We start from the raw sequence: 21,764 nt of genomic DNA, 5'->3' as shown, positions 1-21,764 counted from the left end.
CTTCCAGGTAAATTAAACCCTCTAAGCAGATTAAAAAACAACCTCTGGAGCAGCGGCCTTCCCTGCTCCCCCTACCCATACCTGGTAATATCTCAGTTAGTTAGCTATCGACTACATAGGCATGTCATCACCGAGACTTGAAAGAACGACTAATAATTTATTATGTTAGGGACGCCAGCCACGTACTAAGGCGTTATCTTGAATATCCCTCAACCGTGAAGGAGTTGTGCATGTTTATTGTCAGCTTGACCTACCATCAACCTATCGACGTCGTCGAAGCACTCACCGAGAGCCACAAAGACTGGTTGAAAAAATATTATGCGCAAGGCGTCTTTATCGCCTCTGGCCGGAAAGTACCACGCACTGGCGGCATTATTTTAGTGAAAAGTATTGCGCGTGAAGCATTGGATAAAATATTGGCAGAAGATCCGTTTAATGCTGTCGCAGATTACAGCGTGACAGAATTTGTCCCTTCAATGGCCATCGAGTCGGTCGAAGCACTGAAGTCACTGTGATGTAGCATGTGTAAAACACACCATAAGCCATGGTAAATGCCATAGCTACAGAGTGCTGACAAATTCAGATTAACGGAAACGTGCTGTTGAGCCGTAAGATTTAAGATACAAATGGCATAAAGCACTAAACCGCCCTTATATTTCGATCCAGGCGCAGTTCCCCATTCAAACACCGCGCTATAAAATAGGTTAGTCATTAACCTCGCTAACCTTTTATTTCTCAGAAAATAGCAAGATGGTATTGAACAGTCCCGTTCCCTTTTTTAATACATGTTATAATCATAAAACCAAATCATTCAGCCACTTAAAAACTAAAAACTTCCTATACGTAATTTAAGTGCGGGGTCGGTCACAGACATTTTATTCCGTAACTGATTGAATAATTAAGTAGAGATGAATGTGGCTCCTTGGAGGAATTCCCTCTCAACGGTTTTCCAAGCCACCTCGTTCAATGATTCCAGTATCTCTCCATAATAACAGTTGCCATCATGTCTACTTTTACGGCATGTTGACTACAATACTCCCCCTGCTTTAGACGTTAGCATGATTACTTTGCGAGCAACCTGATGATTAAATGGCTGTGGAAAGCAAATAAACCGCAAGCGGAGATGCTTGCGCAATGGCATGAGGCACTAAATATTCCTTTGCTGGCTCCACTAAACGAATCAGAGCAGCAACGGCTGGTTTCGGTGGCCAGTCATTTGTTACAACAAAAGCGCTTTGTCCCGCTACAAGGCTTGGTATTAACCCCATTGATGCAGGCACGCCTTGCTTTGCTATTCGCACTGCCGGTTATGGAACTGGGTGCCAAATGGTTAGATGGCTTCCATGAAGTCCTTATTTACCCTTCTCCCTTTGTCGTTGAGGAGAGCTGGCAAGATGACCTCGGGTTGGTTCATTCTGGCCAAAGCGTGCAATCTGGCCAAAGCTGGGAACAAGGGCCTATCGTCCTGAACTGGCAAGATATTAAAGATTCATTCGATTTATCAGGCTTTAATCTGGTGATCCATGAGGCTGCCCATAAGTTGGATATGCGTAATGGGGGTAATTCAAATGGCGTACCCCCAATTGCGATGCGTGATGTGGCGGTATGGGAGCATGATCTACACCACGCCATGGATAATATCCAGGATGAGATTGATATGGTTGGTGTGGAAGGTGCCAGTATGGATGCCTATGCAGCCAGCAATCCAGCAGAATGTTTTGCCGTATTATCAGAATATTTTTTCAGTGCCCCGGAGCTGCTGGAGGGCCGTTTTCCGGCAGTCTATCAACATTTTTGCCGGTTCTATCGTCAAGATCCATTGGCCCGACTAAAACGCTGGGAAAACGCATTGGCAGACAATCCGCCCCCCGAGAATACTCACTCGCACAGTTAGCTTATTCTCCGCCCCTAAAAATATGCGTGAATAATAAAAACCTTGGGCTGGCGCTATTTTGTTATTATTTACCTTCTATTTGTTCAGATGCTGAGCAGTTAAACGTAATGTACTAATTTAGCATTGACAGTATCGGGCATGCTGGATATCATGCGCCCCGTTCACACGATTCCTCTGTAGTTCAGTCGGTAGAACGGCGGACTGTTAATCCGTATGTCACTGGTTCGAGTCCAGTCAGAGGAGCCAAATTTAGAAAATCCCGTTTAGGAAACTAAGCGGGATTTTTGCTTTTCTATGACTGAGTTACTATCCTCGTTTATCTACGTCTAGCCTAAGCAGCTCAACAGCGCCCTTCCTTTCCTGACCCGACCAAAATAGCGGGTATCCAAGCCGATTCACACCAACGTATTGATGCCTGGTCTTAACCCATCCACACACCATCAGATCGAGGTTCTGGACATGCCTGACAGTATGCAAAAACCACGAAATAACACCATGACAATTAATAATATATTAGCTAGATTGTTTTTATTAAATAGATTGTTTTTATTAAATAGATTGTTGTTATTAAATGAATTATTGTTATTAACTACATAGCGAGTGATGTCCTTTAACGATTCTCCCAACACATTCATAGTTAATTATTATTTCATGTTAAGCCCCTTGTTCTCATGGTTTTAATAAGCAATAAAGGTCTGAATATCCGTCTCACTGAGGCTAAAACAACCACTAAAATAACGGCCAGCGGGAAAGTCATCATTTAAATGTCGTAATAACTGTAATTCAAAATTTCCTGACGCTAATGAGTAACTCAACAGGCGTGCTTCGATAAAATCGAAATAGCGGCCAGATTGGGGATATACCGCTTTAAATAAACTTTCTTTAGCCGAGAAAACCAATGTCAGTGCTTGATTAAAGGGCAATGGGCCTTGTTGTAACAGCGAAAACTCCTCATCGCTGATAATACCCGACCAAATCTCCTGTGCTTTATCTGCAGCTATATGGCTTTCAATATCCAAGCCTATGCCATGCAAAGTAGGAGACTCGACGTCCCTGGGAGCTATCATTTGAGCGGCACATAACGCACGCTGGTTATTGTGGCTAATACTGCCAATCAGGTTGGGTGGCCACCGCGGTGCACGATCCAGGCCATTCGCTAACGGATAATCGCGGATATCCAGTAAGTTCAACACCTGCCGAGCCACAAAACGCCCAGCAAGATATTCGGCACGGCGTTTATTCACCGCCTTATTCAGGTTCCCAGGAAAGGGAATACCATAGGCTGTGAACAACTCGTCCCGATATTCATTCACCTCAAAATCACACTTAGCCAAAAGCCCATGAAACGGTGGTTGGCCATTGAGGCCGTTGGCTGGCAGTGCGGCAAAAGTAAAATTACGGATGAATACCGACGTCACGCGTTACCCTAATTATCTTAATTCATAGACTGTTATCGTAGTTGCTAACCCCGACTATAACAATCTCAAGGATCTGGACACAGGAAAATTCCGCAACTTTCGCCGGTGGGATGGGGGATTATCTGTTTTTCTGACCTTGTGATGAAATGACACTTCACAATTATTGAAACGCAGTTTCTGTCATTTCTTTTTCTGTGACCATCATCAATTTAAAACCCAATATAAACGACTAGCTTGTTCGCTATCGGGATAAGGATATATCCCTATTATATATACTGATATTGCCCTTTGATTATTAAAAACAACCTCTTTTACTTATATACGTTATGCCCAAAGTCATTGCCGTTGTAGCAAGGTGACTGTAGCAAGGTGAAAAACGAACGGATCCCAATGAGCTCACTTAGGTAAGTGGTTCATAAGAGAGTCGATAACACCGCTACAACTTCAAATATGAAGGGCATTCTACCTCTGGAGATCACTGAATGAGATTGCCAAAGTCTTTCCCTACATTATGTTTAACCGCCTCAGCGTTGTTATTTAGCCAAGTGCTATTTAGCCAATCCGCGGCTGCCCAGCAAATTAAAGCGGCTGATGTTCATCCTAAAGATTATCCCAATGTCGTGGCGATGAAAGATATGGGCGAAAAACTGAAAATCGCGACTGATGGCCGTCTGGAGATGAAAACATTTCCTGGTGGAGTGTTAGGTGATGAGAAGCAAATGATAGAACAGGCGCAAATGGGCGCAATCGATATTATTCGTGTTTCTATGACACCCGTTGCCTCTATTTTACCGGAGATTAATGTCTTTACCCTCCCCTATATCTTCCGTGACGAAGATCATTTACATAAAGTCCTTGATGGTAAAATTGGTCAGGAAATAGGCGGCAAAATCACTGATAACAAAAACTCAAAATTGGTGTTCTTAGGTTGGATGGATGGCGGCACCCGTCACCTGATTACTAAACAGCCGGTGATTAAACCGGAAGATCTCAGCGGGATGAAAATCCGTGTTCAAGGCAGCCCGATTGCGTTGGCAACGCTAAAATCAATGGGAGCCAATGCGCTGAGTATGGGCGTCAGTGAAGTGTTCAGTGGCATGCAAACCGGGGTTATTGACGGCACTGAAAATAATCAACCAACGTTTGTGGCCCATAATTACCTGCCCGTTGTCAAAAACTATACCCTGAGCGGCCATTTTATTATTCCTGAAGTGTTCCTGTACTCTAAAGCCAAGTGGGACAAATTATCTGCCGAAGATCAGCAAACCATTCTTAAATTAGCAAAAGAAGCGCAAGCTGAGCAGCGCGTATTATGGACAGCCTATGAGCAACAAGCTCATGAGAAAATGAAGGCCGGCGGTGTGCAATATCATGAGATTGATCGTGATTATTATTACAAAGCCACTCAGCCCGTACGCGATGAGTTCGGCAAAGGTCATGAGGATTTAATTAAACAAATTGGCGATGTCCAATAACATCCATCCGGCGGTATTGAATTATTTTTAATACCGCTGATATTACCCAACGTCATTGCCGTTGCAGCAGGGTTGCTAACGCCGTTGCAACGCCAAAGACAAAGGGAATACTGAGGTTTCCACTATGGCTCGCTATTATCTCTCTGCGATGGATGTTTTATACCGCCTGTCAATCTGGGTAGCCGGTATTGCTTTAATTATTATGGTTGCCGCCATCCCTATCGGTATATTTGCCCGTTATATTCAAAATGATGGCTTATCTTGGCCAGAACCGGTAGCTATTTTATGTATGGTGACATTCACCTTTATTGGCGCAGCGGCCAGTTATCGCTCTGGTTCTCATATTGCCGTGAGCATGGTGATCGATAGAATTCCCGAAGCCGGTAAAAAGATCTGTGCGTTGCTGGTTAATTTGCTGATGGTGATGATAAGCCTGTTTATTTTGGTTTACAGCTATATTCTGTGCAGCGAGTTATGGTCGCAACCCGTAGCGGAGTTCCCATTATTGACCGCTGGGCAAACCTATCTTCCTTTACCCATTGGTTCTGCTATTACCCTGATGTTTATTATCGAGCGCCTATTTTTTGGCCCGCAAACCCAGCGCCCGGTAGTCATGATCGGCAATTCATAATTTTGGGGAACTCTGCCTTATGGACGCATTTATTTTAGTTTTTACCCTGGCAATTCTATTGGCTATTGGTGTCCCCGTTGCCTATGCCGTGGGCCTCAGTGCCATTGCAGGAGCGTTTTGGATTGATTTGCCACTGGAAGCCGTGATGATCCAAATAACCAGTGGGGTCAATAAATTTTCTCTACTGGCTATTCCCTTCTTTATTCTGGCGGGTGCCATTATGGCGGAGGGCGGTATTGCACGACGGCTGGTTAACTTCGCCTATATCTTCGTGGGCTTTATCCGCGGTGGCCTGTCATTGGTGAATATTGTCGCCTCAACATTTTTTGGTGCCATTTCCGGCTCTTCGGTGGCCGACACCGCCTCTATCGGCTCAGTGATGATCCCTGAGATGGATAAAAAAGGCTATCCCCGCGATTTTGCCGCCGCCGTGACTGCCAGTGGTTCAGTGCAGGCAATATTGACGCCACCTAGCCATAACTCGGTGATCTATTCACTGGCAACTGGTGGGACGGTCTCCATCTCTGCCCTATTCATTGCGGGTATCGTTCCGGGCCTGCTACTCAGCCTGACCTTAATGCTCATGTGTGTTGGCTTCGCCTATAAGCGTGGTTATCCCAAAGGGGAGCGGGTGCCATTCCGTCAGGCACTCAAAATCTTTGTCGATACGCTGTGGGGGCTGATGACGGTTGTTATCATCATGGGCGGTATCCTGTCAGGCGTGTTTACCGCCACTGAATCCGCGGCTATCGCCTGTTTATGGTCATTTTTCGTCACCATGTTTGTCTACCGTGATTATAAGTGGTCCGAACTGCCCAAACTGATGTACCGCACGGTCAAAACCGTCACTATCGTCATGATTTTGATAGGATTTGCCGCCAGTTTCGGTGCCATCATGACCTATATGCAGTTACCGGAACGTATCACTGATTTCTTTACCTCTATTTCTGATAATAAATACGTCATTCTGATGTGTATCAACATTATGCTGCTGCTGATTGGTACGCTGATGGATATGGCTCCACTGATTTTGATCCTCACACCGGTATTAATGCCTGTAACCAACTCGTTAGGCATTGACCCGGTCCATTTCGGCATGATTATGTTGATTAATCTGGGGATTGGCCTGATTACGCCACCAGTGGGATCGGTCTTATTCGTTGCCAGTGCGGTGAGTAAACAAAAGATAGAACAAGTGGTAAAAGCAATGTTGCCCTTCTACGGTGCGTTACTCTTTGTGCTGATGCTGGTGACCTATATTCCGGAAATCTCTCTGTGGTTACCGCGAATGTTTGGAATATATAACGGTTAAAGGCCATTTATTAATGAACCGGGCAGCTAACTGGCCCGGCTCATTATTATCTGAATAACGGTTTCAATCCGCACTACACATTCCGCAACATTTATTTCTTCCCACAACATCTATCCCTGACTACTTTTTAAGCTATTTTTATCCCACAGATGTTAAGTCCATTGTATTTTTGATAACAACCATTGCTCCGTGATAGGCACGCCATTTTACTGTTGCCCCAGAGACTACGACTGGTACTGATGATTCTGGTAGCGCGCCGTTATTGGCCGGTACTTTTGCTAACCGAACTCGGGGTATTGGACTGGCTACATAACGAACAATTGCAAGTCAATACGGTAGTTTTACTCTCCCCTACGTTGAGTTTACTACTGGCCTGGCTGACACAGCACTTTTGGCGTCACTACACGCTTTACTGGCGGCGCCAGCTATTGCTTTTTTGTTGCCCACAATTTTGACGAAGTTTTAGCCTAAAAGCTAAAAATCTCAACAAGTTGCCCAACTTGTAAGCAAACAATCCAAATTTGTCTTTTCTTCTTTGACATGTCCCTCTGTCCCCGCTATTATTCGCCCCGTTCACACGATTCCTCTGTAGTTCAGTCGGTAGAACGGCGGACTGTTAATCCGTATGTCACTGGTTCGAGTCCAGTCAGAGGAGCCAAATTAAAGAACCCTGCCTAGGTAACTAAGCAGGGTTTTTGCATTTCAGTCGTTTCTGCTAGACAGATAAATGCAAGAAGTTGACTATCATCCCCGTTTACACCCAGCACAACAAAAGGGACTCGCGTAGATACGATAAAAAGCGGGGAAGCCAAAAGACGTAATCCAGTCGGCTGGCAGCAAAGATGTTGGCGACTCTCCAGAACAACCCTGCGTTTTTCCATTAACTGGCTGAACATAAAATCTTAATGAAAAGCCCTGAGGGACTTTTCATCTATGAGTATTTGTAAAGATTAGTATTTGCCAACATAAGCCTCTACAAAACGTTAATTACCACATCAAATCATCAGGCACTTTAAAATCGGCATACGGATCTTCGCCATCTTGCTCTTCCTGACTAAGCGCGCTATTTAATACAATACTGCTCGCATCTCGCTGCGCAATTTTATCGGCTACGCTCGCGGGGATAATTGCGTATTCACTCTCACCACTGTTATCAACAACCAAACGGGCAATGGCGAGACGGCCACTAATCAGCTGAGCTTGAGTAAGCTTATCCACAACTATTTTTTTAATTAAATTATTATCTGTGAAGTTAAAACCAATATTGCCTTTTGAAATATCGATTTTGTTCATTTCAATGAGCTGTTTAACCTGAGCTTTATACTCTTTAGATAAAGCCGCTTGTTTTTGTTGTTCGCTTAGCTGTTTATCACGCTCAAGTTGCGCTTTTTTATTTTCTTCCACAGCCTCTCTTGCTTCACGAGTCTGAACTCGTGATTTTTTAGCCGTTCTTTGGACTTTGGCCATTTTTTTGCTGGTCACTAATCCAGCTTTTAGCATTTGTTCTTGTAAGGTGAGTTTTGTCATTTTCGTTTTTAAACCAGTTTAATAATTTGTGGGATTATACCTGTAATTTTTGAGGCTGTACTAGGTTGCAGTGTAGTCTCCCTCTGAATTTAGGCTTTACCACTTGACGACAACGGCCCTGGATTACCAAAGAAGTTATTATCACTATATTTTTCGTCAAATGTAACCGTTAAGCGGATATTCGCATCACACAAGTCAATATCATTTTTTTCACATACCACGATAGTTTCACCGCTTTTTACGAGCGCCCCCCCTGCCAATTCTTACCCTTTAAAATCGAACAATCGGGGTTGCACCATCAAATTTTAACATATTTTTATCGATTTAGTCACATTATTGATCAAATTTTGATCAATTTAGTTAACAATCGGGTCTTTCTCTTGTTACGGTGAAATGTCCATTTTTTAGAAAATACATTTTATGGGAGAACTCTACCCAAAATAATTCAAGTGGCAGGAAGGCAGCCAACGCCTATGCGGCTTGAAGTATGACGGGTAGATGAACGATAAACAGCGGAGGTCTCTGGGTGATCAGTCTGAAAATATCTACGATACATGCGGCCTTGCAACACCTGTTTATCGGGATCGCTTCCCAAGTAAACTCACTGCAAGCGTCGCAAATAGATAGACGTGTCCACGCCCATTTGATAGCAGCCAATATTGACCTGCTGATCTGCTCCCGCGTTTTTACAACAGCGCGCAAGGTGGCAACTTGCCTGCGATAAATCGCAAACTCAGGAGAAGAACTATGGCTAAAGAAATATTCTGTGCATTTGGCGTTGATGTTGACGCGGTGGCTGGTTGGTTAGGATCTTATGGCGGTGAGGACTCACCCGATGATATTTCACGCGGTATGTTCTCCGGTGAAGTGGGTACGCCACGGTTGCTCAAACTCTTTGCTGACCATAACCTACGGGCCACCTGGTTTATTCCCGGTCACTCAATCGAAACGTTCCCTGAACAAATGAAAGCGGTAGCCGCGGCTGGACACGAAGTGGGTATCCATGGTTACAGCCATGAGAATCCCATCGCCATGACACCAGCACAGGAAGAGACCGTGCTGGATCACTGCATCACCCTCCTCACCCAATTGGCCGGAAAACCGCCCACGGGCTATGTCGCACCTTGGTGGGAATTTAGCAACGTCACCAACGAGCTGTTGCTGAAAAAAGGCATTAAATATGACCACAGCCTGATGCACCACGATTTTCACCCCTACTATGTGCGCGTCGGCGACCATTGGACCCGCATCGATTACAGCAAGTCCCCAGACCACTGGATGAAGCCATTGCAACGAGGGGCAGAAACCGCACTGGTGGAGATCCCGGCTAACTGGTACCTGGATGACTTGCCCCCCATGATGTTCATCAAGAAAGCACCCAATAGCCATGGTTTTGTTAATCCCCGCCATCTGGAAGAGATGTGGCGCGATCAGTTCGACTGGGTATACCGCGAACATGATTATGCCGTATTTACCATGACCATCCACCCTGACGTATCTGGTCGCCCGCAAGTGTTATTGATGCTGGAACGGTTGATCAAACATATCCAGAGCCATCAGGGCGTACGTTTCGTGACCTTTGATGAGATCGCCGACGACTACCTGCGCCGTATGCCGCGCAAAATTTGATCCTGAGGCGTCGTCCTATTGAACGAGTGATAACAACCATGAACATCTATAAAAAAATATCTGCTGATGGCTGGCAGCCGCAGCAATTAACAATCAAAGATGTCAAATTCGCCACATGGCTCGCATTCTTCGCATGGGTATTCGCCGTTTATGACTTTATTCTGTTCGGTACCCTGCTACCGGAAATTGGTGATCATTTTGGTTGGGATGAAATAGAACAGGCTAAGTTAGCGACTTGGGTCGCCGCTGGAGGTGCGGTTGTGGCGTTGACTGTTGGCCCCATCGTTGACAGGTTAGGGCGGCGTTTGGGCATTGTGTTTACCGTAACCGGTGCGGCGATATCCTCTCTGTTGACCGCAATCGGGGGATCATGGGGCAAAGGCGTATTGGTCGGTATTCGTTCAATAGCGGGGCTAGGCTTCGCCGAGCAAACGGTGAATGCAACGTATCTCACCGAAATGTATGCCGCCATCAACGACCCAACATTAAATCGGCACAAAGGCTTTATTTATAGTCTGGTACAAGGGGGGTGGCCAGTTGGCGCACTGGTCGCCTCAGGGCTGTCAGCCCTGCTGATGCCGATTATCGGCTGGCAAGGGAGTTTTATTTTTGCCGCAGTCCCTTCGTTTATTATTGCCCTGCTGGCCCTAAAACTAAAAGAAACCCCACAATTTCAAATCCACCAGCACATTCGTCGATTAACGGAAGCTGGCCTGCCAGAAAAAGCCCGTCAGGTAGCAAAAGATTATCATTTTGAGTATGCCGATCACCAACATACCGGCCTGTCAGCCATTTTTCGTGGCACATCACTGCGCACCACATTGGTGCTCGGTGGAGCCTTAATGATCAACTGGTTTGCTATTCAGATTTTCGGGGTGCTCGGCACCACGGTTATCACCAAGGTACACGATGTTTCCTTTGAGAGTTCACTCTGGGTCCTGGTGCTTTCCAACCTTGTGGGCTACTGCGGTTATCTGGCGCATGGTTGGTTAGGGGATCGTTTCGGTCGCCGGAATACCATTGCTATAGGCTGGATGCTCGGCGGTTTATCTTTAGCCACCATGCTCTATGGGCCAGCCGATTTTTCCCTCATCGTTATCCTGTACAGCACAGGTCTGTTTTTCCTGATAGGGCCATATTCTGCCGCCCTATTCTTCTTTAGTGAGAGCTTTCCCAGCGCCATCCGTGCCACTGCTGGCGCATTTATCATCGCCATGGGGCCTATCGGTGCCATTATTGCCAGCATGGGGGCGACCAGCATTCTCAGCAGTGGGGGCAACTGGCAGACCGCGGCCCTGTTATTCGGTGCCATCCCCTGTTTTGTCTCTGGCGTCATTATGCTGTTTGCCCGACACGTGGCACCGCAGAGTGTGAAGTAATTCGATGAGGGACACCGGCTCATATTCTCAGACGCTGGGCCGGTAGCGCCATAACCAACGGCCCGTGGACATGCGGCGATAAAACAACACCCCCCGGACCATCCAATCCAGGAACATCCCCATCCATACCCCCGTCACGCCAAACCCTAGCGTTACCCCCAGAATGTAGCCAGCAATAATGCGACAGCCCCACATCCCGGCCAGGGCAACCCACATGGTGTAACTGGCATCCTTAGCGCCTTTCAAGCCGGCAGGTAAGACCCAAGACGCCGCCCAAATCGGCATAAATAACGCATTCATCCAGATCAAATGCTTCACCACCGTGATAACTGCCGGATCATCGGTATACAGCGAGGCCAGAAAGCCCGCACTGGGAATGGACAGCAATGCGATAAAGCAGACCCCAAGCGTCGATAGCCAAAAGATATGTTTTATCTGCCGAATAGGTTGCAAAATTTGCCCCTTGCCCAGCCGGGTACCAATAATAATGGTTGAGGTGTACCCCAGCGCATTACCGGGCAGATTGATTATCGCCACAATCGAAAAAGCAATAAAGTTACCCGCGATCACGTCGGTCCCCATGCCGGCAACAAACCGCTGAGTGATTAACTTGCCAATATTGAACATGACTGACTCAACACTCGCCGGAATACCAATGCTCAACACCTCAAACATAATGGCTGAGGTAAAGGGCATAAAATAGTTTTTGAAGGGGATCCGCAACGTATTATTGGCACCATAAATCAGCAGCACGACCACCACCAGTGCACCTGCATAGCGGGCCAATGTGATGCCAATACCAGCACCGATAAAACCCAGCCCCGACCAATTGAAGAGGCCATAAATCAATATGCTGCTAATGACAATGTTAAGAATATTCATGCCAATGTTAATAAACATCGGCAAGCGCGTATTGCCCGCACCACGTAGCGCACCGCACCCCACCAAGGTTATCGCCATCGCGGGGTAATTCCAGACGGTGAAATGTAGATAGGTCAGGGCCATCGCTTTAACCGAGGGGTCTGCCTGGTTAGCCATTAAATCAATAATGGTTTGGCCTGAAAAATGAACCAAGACAACTAATAGCAGGGAGATTAATACCAGCAGTGTCATGGATTGCCGGGCGGCAGTTTGCGCCTGCTGGCGTTTGCGTTGGCCCAGACTGAAGGCCACAACGACCGAGGTCCCTAATGCCACGGAGGCAAAAAAAGCCGCAATCAGCATATTGAAACTGTCGGCTAGCCCCACCGCTGCCATCGCTTCTTTACCCAACCAACTCACCAGTAGAGTACTAAATACCCCCATCAGCAGTACGCACAAACCTTCAATAAACAACGGAAAGGCCAGCGGTGTGATCTCACGCCAAAAGAGTACCCGAGATGATTTTCGCTTCTTATACCACACGCTTTCGCGGAAGATTTTCAACTTAACGGCCTCTGAAACCCTGTTCATTTGCATCCATCCGCGCTTTCCACCACTATGGTGAAATATCCCAATGCGCCGATTTACAATGTTGATTTCCCGCTAGATATTTTAACCCGCTGCGCGTTTCAAAAAACCCACGCAGGCCCCACAATAGAATACAGGATTATTTTAAATGGAACATGGTTTCATGAAATTAAATTGCAATACTTATGCAATAAAAATCCATAAATATGCAAAATTTCTTTGACTCGACGGCGGGTTTTGCGATATCACTGTAGGCATTGACACATTCTCCAGACTGACCTAATTCATACAGGATTTAATTGATGACAACTATTCTTAAACACCTTCCTATTAATCAGCGTGTTGGTATTGCTTTTTCCGGTGGCCTGGACACCAGTGCGGCACTACTGTGGATGCAAAAAAAAGGCGCTATTCCTTACGCTTATACCGCTAATCTGGGTCAGCCTGATGAAGAAGATTACGAGGCCATCCCGCGTAAAGCGATGGAGTACGGCGCGGAAAAAGCCCGTCTGATCGATTGCCGTAAGCAGTTGGTGGCAGAAGGTATCGCCGCTATTCAATGTGGTGCATTCCATAACACCACTGCGGGTGTCACTTATTTCAACACCACGCCATTAGGCCGTGCGGTAACCGGCACCATGCTGGTAGCCGCCATGAAAGAAGATGATGTGAATATCTGGGGTGACGGCAGCACTTATAAAGGTAACGATATCGAGCGCTTCTATCGTTACGGTCTGCTGACCAACGCTGAGCTGAAAATTTACAAACCGTGGCTGGATACTGATTTCATCGATGAATTGGGCGGCCGCCACGAGATGTCAGAATTTATGATCCAATCCGGTTTCGACTACAAAATGTCAACCGAAAAAGCCTACTCAACCGACTCCAATATGCTGGGTGCCACCCACGAGGCCAAGGATCTGGAGTTCCTCAACTCCAGCGTTAAAATCGTTAACCCGATTATGGGCGTGAAATTCTGGGACGAAAATGTGGTGGTGAAGGCCGAAGAAGTCACTGTCCGTTTTGAACGTGGTTACCCGGTCGCGCTAAATGGTGTTGTCTTTGACGATAGCGTTGAGCTGATGATGGAGGCTAACCGCATCGGTGGCCGTCACGGTCTGGGTATGAGTGATCAGATTGAAAACCGTATCATCGAAGCCAAAAGCCGTGGCATCTATGAAGCCCCGGGGATGGCGCTGTTGCATATCGCCTACGAGCGCTTGCTAACAGGTATTCACAATGAAGATACCATTGAGCAATATCATGCTAATGGGCGGGTACTGGGTCGTCTGCTATATCAAGGCCGTTGGTTTGATCCACAAGCGCTGATGCTGCGTGACTCCATTCAGCGTTGGGTTGCCAGCGAGATAACCGGTGAAGTGACGCTGGAGCTGCGCCGTGGCAATGATTACTCCATCCTGAATACCGTGTCTGACAATCTGACTTACAAACCAGAACGTTTGACGATGGAGAAAGGTGATTCCGTGTTCTCACCAGATGATCGTATCGGCCAATTGACGATGCGTAATCTGGACATCACCGATACCCGCGAGAAGTTATTCAACTATGTTGAGACGGGGTTGTTGACGTCATCTGCAGCGACGGGGTTGCCACAAGTGGATAACAATAATCTGTCGTCAGGGCGTGGGTTGCAGGATAAGCGTCAGTAATTATTCTTGGCATTGGCGGGGGAAAGTGGGTGCTTATTTAACATGAGATTGCGGTTACTTTACCTGCGCTGACCTCAAGCGGTTAAGGGGAGCCCCCCCCCTTAACCCTTCTCATATCAACAGTAAATTAGGCCGGTGTTCAGTCAAATCATCGGACGGCCATCAACCGACACAGGCTCCGAAACGCTTTTTATCTATTATTCTTTTACCCCCGTTCATTCCTTTACTCCCTGTTCATTCCTTATGCCCCCGTTCACTTACTGCCAAAGAATCTCGGTTGATATCGGCAATTCGCTTCGCTCCGGTCAACGTCATCGCCACACGCATCTCTTGCTCGATCAGCGTCAGCAGATTGATAACACCGGCTTCTCCGGCGGTGGCCAGAGCATAGACAAAGGCACGGCCTAACAGCACGCTATCCGCGCCGAGCGCTATCATTCGTACGACGTCCAACCCAGTGCGGATGCCGGAATCAGCCAGAATAGTGATATCCCCTTTGACAGCATCTGCAATGGCTGGCAAGGCACGAGCCGTGGAGAGCACACCGTCAAGCTGACGCCCGCCGTGGTTTGACACCACAATGCCATCAGCACCAAATTTCACTGCGTCTTTGGCATCTTCCGGATCAAGAATACCTTTAATGATCATCGGCCCTTGCCAGAACTCACGTACCCACTCCAAATCTTTCCACGAAATCGATGGGTCGAAATTTGTCGCTATCCAACCCATATAATCCTCCAACGTGGTTGGTTTACCGAGATAGGCCGATATATTCCCCAAGTCATGGGGCTTGCCGTTTAAGCCCACATCCCAAGCCCACTGTGGGTGGGCTATCGCCTGAAGCAAGCGGCGAGCGGCAGCATTCGGCCCACTCATACCAGAGTGTGCATCGCGGTAACGTGCGCCAGGTACCGGCATATCTACGGTAAACACCAACGTCTTCACGCCAGCGGCCTGTGCACGCGTCAGTGCATTACGCATAAAACCCCGATCTTTCAGGACATAAAGCTGAAACCACATTGGCCGTGCAATGGCAGGAGCCACCTCTTCGATAGGGCAAACCGAAAGGGTTGAGAGGGTGAAAGGGATACCTTTTTTATCCGCCGCCCGCGCAGCCTGCACTTCACCACGCCGTGCATACATGCCGCTCAGACCGACTGGCCCAAGGACAACAGGCATTGCCTGCGTCTCGCCGAAAAGCTGTGTTTCCAGACTCAGTTCCGACATGTTCTTCAGCACACGCTGGCGCAGGGCGATATCAGCCAAATCGGCAGTATTGCGCCGTAGAGTGTGTTCGTTGTACGCACCACCGTCGATGTAGTGGAAAAGAAACGGCGGCAATTTACGCTGCGCTGCGGCACGATAATCCGTTGAGGCAGAAATGATCATCTTCGCTGTCCATGATGGTGTTATGGTTGATAAAGATATACCCGTCATACTTCAAGCTGCAGGTGTGTTGGCTGCTTTCGTTCACCCCAGTCACTGACTGGTCTGACTTGATTATCAATCTCGCTAATCATAACAATCATACTTATCATGATGCGATTGCGTTCATCCTCCGTTCTGCTTGTAGGCCCCACTTGTTGTATTGATTTGCGCTACCACTGGCGTTAAACGCGAAAACGGTACTTCTCTATCGACGATTGATGCATTTCGATGGAGAAACCCGGTTGCTCCGGTGGCATATAGGCCGCGTTTTTAATCACACACGGGTGAACAAAATGCTCATGTAAGTGATCGACATACTCTATCACCCGCCCTTTATCCGTCCCGGCAATACACAGATAGTCAATCATCGCCAAGTGTTGTACATACTCACATAACCCGACGCCACCGGCATGTGGGCACACTGGCAGATCGTATTTTGCCGCCATCAGCATTACCGCCAACACTTCGTTGACGCCGCCTAACCGGCAGGCATCTATCTGCACCACGTCGATAGCTTCGCGCATGATGAACTGCTTGAACATAATGCGGTTTTGACACATTTCGCCGGTTGCCACTTTAACCGGAGCAACACCTTGACGAATACGACGATGGCCTTCGATATCATCCGGATTCGTGGGTTCCTCAATAAACCACGGTTCAGCAAACGCGAGCTGATTCACCCACGAAATAGCCTCGTTAGTTTCCCAGATCTGATTGGCGTCAATCATCAGTTTACGATCAGGACCAAGTACCTCACGGGTAATGCGCACCCGGCGAATATCGTCTTCGAGATCACGCCCGACTTTGAGTTTCAAATAGTCAAAACCGGCATCCACCGCGTCCTGGCATAAGCGCCGTAACTTGTCATCGGGATATCCCAGCCAGCCTGCTGACGTGGTATAACAAGGGTAGCCTTCGTCTTGCAGTTTTTCCAGCCGTAGGGCTTTGTTATGCGCCCGCTGCTGCAACAGCGCCAATGCCTCTTCCGGGGTAATACAGTCGGTGATGTAGCGAAAATCAATACAGCGTACCAACGCTTCAGGGGACATATCGGCCACTAAACGCCACAGCGGTTTGCCCTCTGCCTTGCTCCATAAATCCCATACCGCATTGATTACCGCGCCAGTTGCCAGATGAATCGCCCCTTTCTCCGGGCCGATCCAACGTAACTGGCTGTCGCTGGTAAATTCACGCCAAAACTTGCCCATATTGGCAGTAATTGATGCTAAATCACGGCCAACGATCAGATGTTCCAATGCATGGATGGCCACGCAGCAAATTTCATTACCACGTCCGATGGTGAACGTCAGACCGTGGCCACTGAGGGCCGGATTATCGGTGTCTAAAATCACATAGGCTGCTGAATAGTCAGGATCGGGATTCATTGCATCCGAGCCATCTAATTCCAATGAGGTGGGAAAGCGTACATCCTCAGTGCGTAATGCAGTGATTATTGTCATGGTTAACCTCTCCGTTTGCTTGAGTGCTAAGCTTGTATCGTTTTCTGGCGCTGTTCTCCCAGACCTTCGATACCCAAACGCATTATCTGCCCTGCATGTAAATAGACGGGCGGTTTTTGCCCAAGGCCCACGCCAGGTGGGGTCCCGGTAGAAATCACATCCCCGGATTGCAAACTCATAAAGCGGCTTAGATAACTGATTATTTGCGGGATTTTGAAAATCATGGTGCGGGTACTGCCATTTTGATAGCGCCTGCCGTCAACGTCTAACCACAACCCTAGCTGATGTGGATCGGGTATTTCATCGCAGGTTACCAGCCACGGTCCAATCGGGCCGAAAGTATCGCACCCCTTCCCTTTATCCCAAGTGCCGCCATGCTCAAACTGGAACTCACGCTCGGAAATATCGTTGACCACGCAATAACCAGCAACGTGAGACATGGCGTTGGCCTCACAGATATATCGCCCGCCGGTGCCGATCACCACCCCTAGTTCAACTTCCCAGTCGGTTTTCACTGAGTTTCGCGGGATTTCTATATCGTCATTCGGACCAATAATGGCGCTGGTCCACTTATTGAAGATCACCGGCTCTTGTGGGATTTCCGCCCCCGTTTCAGCAGCATGATCGGCATAGTTCAGACCAATACAGATAAATTTACCGACATGACCCACGCAAGCACCGAGGCGTTGCTCACCCCGAATTAATGGCAGGCTGGCGGTATCCAACTGACGCAGTTTGTACAGCGTCGCAGGCAGTAAAAACTTGCCACTGATATCGTCAATATGTGCCGAGAGATCACGAATTTCTCCCCACTCATCAAGTAACGCCGGGCGCTCCTCGCCGACTGGACCATAACGTAATAGTTTCATGTCGTTCTCCTCAGAACTGACTGAATACCCATGACGGTCGCTAAATATTAATTGCTCCAGCCTCCGTCGATAATATGTACCGTGCCGGTGGTATAAGCGCTGGCGTCCGAGGCCAGATACAATGCCAATTGCGCTATCTCTTCTGCTTTGCCGATACGGCCAATCGGTTGACGTGCAGCGAATGCCTGAAAGACATCAGCTTCGCTGCGGCCTTCGGCGTGTGCCTGCACTGCAATCCGCTGACGCAGAGAAGGAGATTCAACTGTTCCGGGGCAAATGGCATTACAGCGGATGCCCTGCGTGACATAATCCGCAGCAACAGAACGCGTCAGACCAATTACCGCGGCTTTAGAAGTGCTATAGGCAAAACGATTCGATACCCCTTTAATACTTGAAGCGACCGAAGACATATTGATGATAGAACCCTGATGGCACGCGATCATCCCAGGTAGAAAGGCACGGATCATATGGAACATGGCGGTGACGTTGAGATCTAGCGCGAACTGCCACTCCTGATCGCTACAGGTGAGAATATCGCCGCTGTGTACCACGCCAGCACAGTTAAACAGCACGTCTATCGAGCCGATTTCCTGCGCCACATCGTTGATAGCCAACGCGTCAGTCACATCCAATGACATTGCCGTTATACCCGGAATGTTGGACAACGCAGCGATATTGATATCACTAGCAATCACTTCTGCACCTTTGCGGGCAAACAACGTGGCTGTTTTGAAGCCGATCCCCTGCCCGGCAGCAGTGATCAGGGCTTTCTTCCCTTTCAGATTCATCGTTATTCCCCGGCTTCAAGGTCTAATGGTCAGGTCACGAAGGGTAAAACGTTTGAAGACAGATCTTTTTGCTAACATATTTATCAGCGCAGCCGTTAAATTCGCTCAATATTTAACCAATTATTTACATACAAAGAACAAATCAGCAATATTTATACCCTATAAATGCACGCTGAATCGCTTAACTTAGGATGTATTTTGATGACCAGACCCGATCAAAAAAACATAAAATACAGACAAATAACTGATCCACTGCGTTCGAAACGCGTGATACCCTTACTGCCAAAAAAACCATAAAAACGCATTTGAAGACTGTGACCGTAATAAACGTAATAAACGTAATAAACGTAATAAAACACGGTGACCGTAATAAAAAACAGTGACCACAATTTTCGAACGTCGTTAAACTTTTCGAACGTAGCTAACTTTTCGAACATAGTTAAACGCTCTCAGGAGGTATGTGGTGTCCGCTCCGCTGCCCTATATCAAGCCAGGTGAACGCGTCATCATTTATGATGGTGTCTGCGCGTTGTGTACTGGCTGGGTTAATTTTCTTATTCGCCATGACCGCCACCACACCGTGCGTCTGTCCGCCGTACAATCGAAAAAAGGCCGCGCATTGTTGGAATGGGCGGGGTTGCCAACTGAGAAAATTAACACCCTCGTACTGATTGAAAATCAACAGGTTTATCTGCGTTCCGAGGCTATCTTCCGCGTAATAGCAAACTTACCGTGGCCATGGCGAATACTCAGTGTGTTGCGTATCTTCCCGCGTCCGTTACGTGATGGATGCTATGATGGCATTGCCCTTAACCGCTACCGTTTATTTGGCCGCTATGATGCCGTCAGGACGTTAAAAGCGGATCATGATCGGCGATTCTTATAATTCGCGGGTTAGATAACCTCAGCCGTTGCCTTTGAAGGCCAAAACTTTAACGAAAAGATTAACGTGGCAGACAGCAGCGAGAACAGTGAAAGTGTTATCAGACCGGCGGGTGGGCTGTTGAACAGGCTTTCGGCTTCAACTCTGATTATCGGCGCCAGAAAACTGAAAAATGCCCCCATAGTCGTACAAAATCCGATGCCCGCCGCTAATGCTTTCCCTGAAAGAATCTGTGCAGGGAATGTCCAAAAAATAGGCTGTACGGCTAAAAAGCCAATGGCGCAAAGGCACAGGGCTGCAATGGCCAATACGGGGCTGGCGTAAGCTGAAATGATCAGCCCTATCGCCGCGACAACCAGGTTCAGCGTCGCAATCGGGTTACGGCGATGTGTTTTTCTATCGGCATAGCGTGGAATGTAATACACGCCTAACGCGGAAAATGCCCAAGGTATCGCTGCCACCAGTGATTCTTTGAATCCCAATGTAGAGCCAAGCAAGGTGGCGACCTGCGAGGGTAAGAAAAATATCAAACCATACACACCAACTTGGATCGTCCCGTAAATCAAAGCCAGATGCCAAACTTTAGGGCTGAGTAATACCGCTTTTACACTGCTGCTTTCGGTATCACTTTGTTCAATACTGAGTTGGGTGATAAGGGCCTGTTTTTCTTCTGGATTAAGATAACGGGCTGTGGCGGGGCTATCATCAAGGTAGAAAAAAGCAAAAATACCTAACCCCACGGCGGGCACCCCCTCCAGCAGAAACATCCAAAACCACCCCGGTTGCCCCAGAAAACCTTGCATATCCAATAATGCGCCAGAAATGGGTGAACCCAAGGTGAGCGCCGCGGGTACGCCAAGGACGAAGATACCAATGACCGATGCCCGGATCTTGTTAGGGAAATAAATCGACGCCAGTAAAAGTATGCCAGGATAGAAGCCCGCCTCCGCAACACCCAGTAGAAAGCGTAGGATAACAAATTGGTACTCGTTGCTAACCAAACCGGTACCGGCGGACAGCAGCCCCCAGACCACCGTTGTTGAGCTTAGCCATACCTTGGCACCTAACTTATTCATCATTAAATTTGCAGGGATACCGAAGAGAGCATAAGCAGCAAAGAAAATTCCCGCCCCTAAGGCAAAAGCCGATTGTGACAACCCGATATCGGCAGACATCGCATCTTTAGCAAAACCAACATTTATCCGGTCAATAAAGGCAACGAAATACATAATAAACATCAGTGGCATCAGCCGGTACCACGCTTTCTTAATAGCAGAATTAAGCGTGGAGTCTGGGTAGTGGTTAAAGTTCGACATATTGGACCTCCGTATTAGTGACATAGCTAACGGATGACGACTAGAAGGACTAAAGGTCAGGCCAATAAGGGCATTAAAAAATGAAATCTGGGTCAATCGCATCGTCCACACCCGATCTCAATCACACATCGTTAACGTATAATTAACTTATCATCAACAAATTTGGCAATAATTGGTTATTTTATGTGCAGAAAATCACTGAATCAGCCATTCTTCGATGGTCACATGAACGATGGCTATATGAACGATGGCTATATGAACGATGGCTATATGAACAATAACCACGGGGTTGATACTGGCTCCGCGCTTCCCGCCGCTTTGGCCTCTTTCCCGCTAAGCATGTTATACCCGCCGCCCTTCAAGATGCAGGGGGTTAGCTGCCCTTGCTCACCCCTGTTACTTAGTGTTGTTAATCTTAAAAAGAAATAAGCTCCTGGGGATTAATGAGCCTCGTCCCTGAGACTCACCCTGCGGGCAGCATAAATGCTGTTCAAATGGATCCCCGACCCATTTGTTACTCGGTTGCTGCCTACCTGCATCTTGAAGTAACTTGGGTATAGACCACCGTATATTTAGCCAAAATTAATAGAGAACACTCATTATTAATATGTGTATTAATTTTCATAAAAATGCCAG

General features: G+C 47.5%; 18 protein-coding genes, 2 tRNA genes and 1 pseudogene. 13 read left to right on the top strand and 8 right to left on the bottom strand.

The window, feature by feature from the left end; translation table 11 throughout:
• Positions 1 to 230 precede the first annotated feature (230 nt).
• The 3 genes from AC971_RS02245 (at position 231) to AC971_RS02235 (ending at position 2,140) form a co-directional block, all read left to right on the top strand.
• The gene (locus tag AC971_RS02245; RefSeq protein ID WP_025383507.1) at positions 231 to 515 is read left to right on the top strand and encodes a YciI family protein; all 285 of its coding nucleotides are present in this window, start codon (positions 231 to 233) and stop codon (positions 513 to 515) included.
• Between the two features lie 566 nt (positions 516 to 1,081).
• Positions 1,082 to 1,894, top strand: coding sequence for a DgsA anti-repressor MtfA (gene mtfA / locus AC971_RS02240; protein ID WP_025383506.1), 813 nt, complete (start codon positions 1,082 to 1,084; stop codon positions 1,892 to 1,894).
• Positions 1,895 to 2,064: 170 nt separating this feature from the next.
• Positions 2,065 to 2,140, top strand: a tRNA-Asn gene (locus tag AC971_RS02235).
• 431 nt (positions 2,141 to 2,571) lie between these two features.
• On the opposite strand, the gene AC971_RS02230 is transcribed toward AC971_RS02235, so the two are convergent.
• The gene (locus AC971_RS02230; protein ID WP_025383505.1) at positions 2,572 to 3,312 is read right to left on the bottom strand and encodes a 4'-phosphopantetheinyl transferase family protein; all 741 of its coding nucleotides are present in this window, start codon (positions 3,310 to 3,312) and stop codon (positions 2,572 to 2,574) included.
• Between the two features lie 482 nt (positions 3,313 to 3,794).
• Here AC971_RS02230 and AC971_RS02225 point away from each other — a divergent pair, with 482 nt between their 5' ends.
• From AC971_RS02225 to AC971_RS02205, 5 genes and pseudogenes are all read left to right on the top strand, one after another.
• Positions 3,795 to 4,787 (top strand): TRAP transporter substrate-binding protein, encoded by a 993-nt coding sequence (locus tag AC971_RS02225; protein WP_025383504.1) that lies wholly within the window; start codon positions 3,795 to 3,797, stop codon positions 4,785 to 4,787.
• A gap of 124 nt (positions 4,788 to 4,911) precedes the next feature.
• Positions 4,912 to 5,418: a TRAP transporter small permease gene (locus AC971_RS02220; RefSeq protein ID WP_025383503.1), complete on the top strand. Its 507-nt coding sequence runs from the start codon at positions 4,912 to 4,914 to the stop codon at positions 5,416 to 5,418.
• Positions 5,419 to 5,437: 19 nt separating this feature from the next.
• Positions 5,438 to 6,730, top strand: coding sequence for a TRAP transporter large permease (locus tag AC971_RS02215; protein WP_025383502.1), 1,293 nt, complete (start codon positions 5,438 to 5,440; stop codon positions 6,728 to 6,730).
• Between the two features lie 197 nt (positions 6,731 to 6,927).
• Positions 6,928 to 7,164 (top strand): annotated as a pseudogene (locus tag AC971_RS02210) (MASE1 domain-containing protein); the annotation flags it as partial.
• 148 nt (positions 7,165 to 7,312) lie between these two features.
• Positions 7,313 to 7,388 (top strand) — tRNA-Asn (locus AC971_RS02205).
• A gap of 329 nt (positions 7,389 to 7,717) precedes the next feature.
• Here AC971_RS02205 and AC971_RS02200 read toward each other — a convergent pair.
• Positions 7,718 to 8,257 carry a DUF2058 domain-containing protein gene (locus AC971_RS02200; protein ID WP_025383500.1) on the bottom strand — a complete coding sequence of 180 codons (540 nt, stop codon included), beginning with the start codon at positions 8,255 to 8,257 and terminating at the stop codon, positions 7,718 to 7,720.
• Between the two features lie 747 nt (positions 8,258 to 9,004).
• Here AC971_RS02200 and AC971_RS02195 point away from each other — a divergent pair.
• Positions 9,005 to 9,886: a polysaccharide deacetylase family protein gene (locus tag AC971_RS02195; RefSeq protein ID WP_025383499.1), complete on the top strand. Its 882-nt coding sequence runs from the start codon at positions 9,005 to 9,007 to the stop codon at positions 9,884 to 9,886.
• A 38-nt stretch (positions 9,887 to 9,924) separates the two neighbouring features.
• Positions 9,925 to 11,265 carry an MFS transporter gene (locus AC971_RS02190; protein ID WP_025383498.1) on the top strand — a complete coding sequence of 447 codons (1,341 nt, stop codon included), beginning with the start codon at positions 9,925 to 9,927 and terminating at the stop codon, positions 11,263 to 11,265.
• A gap of 27 nt (positions 11,266 to 11,292) precedes the next feature.
• Here the strand turns inward: AC971_RS02190 and AC971_RS02185 are convergent, their stop codons facing one another.
• The gene (locus AC971_RS02185) at positions 11,293 to 12,723 is read right to left on the bottom strand and encodes an EmmdR/YeeO family multidrug/toxin efflux MATE transporter (RefSeq protein WP_025383497.1); all 1,431 of its coding nucleotides are present in this window, start codon (positions 12,721 to 12,723) and stop codon (positions 11,293 to 11,295) included.
• 293 nt (positions 12,724 to 13,016) lie between these two features.
• Between AC971_RS02185 and argG the strand changes: the two genes are divergently transcribed.
• A complete protein-coding gene (gene argG / locus AC971_RS02180) occupies positions 13,017 to 14,384 on the top strand; it encodes an argininosuccinate synthase (RefSeq protein ID WP_002211920.1) in 1,368 nt (455 codons plus the stop codon).
• 234 nt (positions 14,385 to 14,618) lie between these two features.
• Here argG and lldD read toward each other — a convergent pair whose 3' ends face one another.
• The 4 genes from lldD to AC971_RS02160 form a co-directional block, all read right to left on the bottom strand.
• Positions 14,619 to 15,773: an FMN-dependent L-lactate dehydrogenase LldD gene (gene lldD, locus AC971_RS02175; protein WP_025383496.1), complete on the bottom strand. Its 1,155-nt coding sequence runs from the start codon at positions 15,771 to 15,773 to the stop codon at positions 14,619 to 14,621.
• Positions 15,774 to 15,994: 221 nt separating this feature from the next.
• Positions 15,995 to 17,272, bottom strand: a complete 1,278-nt coding sequence (locus tag AC971_RS02170; protein WP_025383495.1) for an L-fuconate dehydratase — start codon at positions 17,270 to 17,272, stop codon at positions 15,995 to 15,997.
• 26 nt (positions 17,273 to 17,298) lie between these two features.
• On the bottom strand, positions 17,299 to 18,141 hold the full coding sequence (locus AC971_RS02165; RefSeq protein WP_025383494.1) for a fumarylacetoacetate hydrolase family protein: 843 nt from the start codon (positions 18,139 to 18,141) through the stop codon (positions 17,299 to 17,301).
• 47 nt (positions 18,142 to 18,188) lie between these two features.
• Positions 18,189 to 18,929 carry an SDR family oxidoreductase gene (locus AC971_RS02160; RefSeq protein ID WP_025383493.1) on the bottom strand — a complete coding sequence of 247 codons (741 nt, stop codon included), beginning with the start codon at positions 18,927 to 18,929 and terminating at the stop codon, positions 18,189 to 18,191.
• Between the two features lie 463 nt (positions 18,930 to 19,392).
• Here AC971_RS02160 and AC971_RS02155 point away from each other — a divergent pair, with 463 nt between their 5' ends.
• A complete protein-coding gene (locus tag AC971_RS02155) occupies positions 19,393 to 19,815 on the top strand; it encodes a thiol-disulfide oxidoreductase DCC family protein (RefSeq protein WP_025383491.1) in 423 nt (140 codons plus the stop codon).
• Positions 19,816 to 19,823: 8 nt separating this feature from the next.
• Here the strand turns inward: AC971_RS02155 and AC971_RS02150 are convergent, their stop codons facing one another.
• Entirely contained in the window at positions 19,824 to 21,128 is a 1,305-nt protein-coding gene (locus AC971_RS02150) for an MFS transporter (RefSeq protein WP_025383490.1), read from the bottom strand.
• Positions 21,129 to 21,311: 183 nt separating this feature from the next.
• Here AC971_RS02150 and AC971_RS23795 point away from each other — a divergent pair, with 183 nt between their 5' ends.
• A complete protein-coding gene (locus AC971_RS23795; RefSeq protein WP_025383489.1) occupies positions 21,312 to 21,557 on the top strand; it encodes a hypothetical protein in 246 nt (81 codons plus the stop codon).
• The last annotated feature ends 207 nt before the right edge of the window (positions 21,558 to 21,764 follow it).

Origin of the sequence: Yersinia similis, assembly GCF_001053095.1 — a bacterium.
In the GTDB taxonomy this organism is placed as follows: Bacteria; Pseudomonadota; Gammaproteobacteria; order Enterobacterales; family Enterobacteriaceae; genus Yersinia; species Yersinia similis.
The sequence above is the reverse complement of the archived record's forward strand: the minus strand, read 5'-3'. Positions and strand labels throughout refer to the sequence as shown.

What these genes read in the sequence shown, in the direction of transcription:
- AC971_RS02245 (WP_025383507.1), top strand. Translation starts at nt 231, where the DNA reads ATGTTTATTGTCAGCTTGACCTACCATCAACCTATCGACGTCGTCGAA.
- mtfA (WP_025383506.1), top strand. Translation starts at nt 1,082, where the DNA reads ATGATTAAATGGCTGTGGAAAGCAAATAAACCGCAAGCGGAGATGCTT.
- AC971_RS02225 (WP_025383504.1), top strand. Translation starts at nt 3,795, where the DNA reads ATGAGATTGCCAAAGTCTTTCCCTACATTATGTTTAACCGCCTCAGCG.
- AC971_RS02220 (WP_025383503.1), top strand. Translation starts at nt 4,912, where the DNA reads ATGGCTCGCTATTATCTCTCTGCGATGGATGTTTTATACCGCCTGTCA.
- AC971_RS02215 (WP_025383502.1), top strand. Translation starts at nt 5,438, where the DNA reads ATGGACGCATTTATTTTAGTTTTTACCCTGGCAATTCTATTGGCTATT.
- AC971_RS02200 (WP_025383500.1), bottom strand. Translation starts at nt 8,257, where the DNA reads ATGACAAAACTCACCTTACAAGAACAAATGCTAAAAGCTGGATTAGTG.
- AC971_RS02195 (WP_025383499.1), top strand. Translation starts at nt 9,005, where the DNA reads ATGGCTAAAGAAATATTCTGTGCATTTGGCGTTGATGTTGACGCGGTG.
- AC971_RS02190 (WP_025383498.1), top strand. Translation starts at nt 9,925, where the DNA reads ATGAACATCTATAAAAAAATATCTGCTGATGGCTGGCAGCCGCAGCAA.
- AC971_RS02185 (WP_025383497.1), bottom strand. Translation starts at nt 12,723, where the DNA reads ATGCAAATGAACAGGGTTTCAGAGGCCGTTAAGTTGAAAATCTTCCGC.
- argG (WP_002211920.1), top strand. Translation starts at nt 13,017, where the DNA reads ATGACAACTATTCTTAAACACCTTCCTATTAATCAGCGTGTTGGTATT.
- lldD (WP_025383496.1), bottom strand. Translation starts at nt 15,773, where the DNA reads ATGATCATTTCTGCCTCAACGGATTATCGTGCCGCAGCGCAGCGTAAA.
- AC971_RS02170 (WP_025383495.1), bottom strand. Translation starts at nt 17,272, where the DNA reads ATGACAATAATCACTGCATTACGCACTGAGGATGTACGCTTTCCCACC.
- AC971_RS02165 (WP_025383494.1), bottom strand. Translation starts at nt 18,141, where the DNA reads ATGAAACTATTACGTTATGGTCCAGTCGGCGAGGAGCGCCCGGCGTTA.
- AC971_RS02160 (WP_025383493.1), bottom strand. Translation starts at nt 18,929, where the DNA reads ATGAATCTGAAAGGGAAGAAAGCCCTGATCACTGCTGCCGGGCAGGGG.
- AC971_RS02150 (WP_025383490.1), bottom strand. Translation starts at nt 21,128, where the DNA reads ATGTCGAACTTTAACCACTACCCAGACTCCACGCTTAATTCTGCTATT.
- AC971_RS23795 (WP_025383489.1), top strand. Translation starts at nt 21,312, where the DNA reads ATGTGCAGAAAATCACTGAATCAGCCATTCTTCGATGGTCACATGAAC.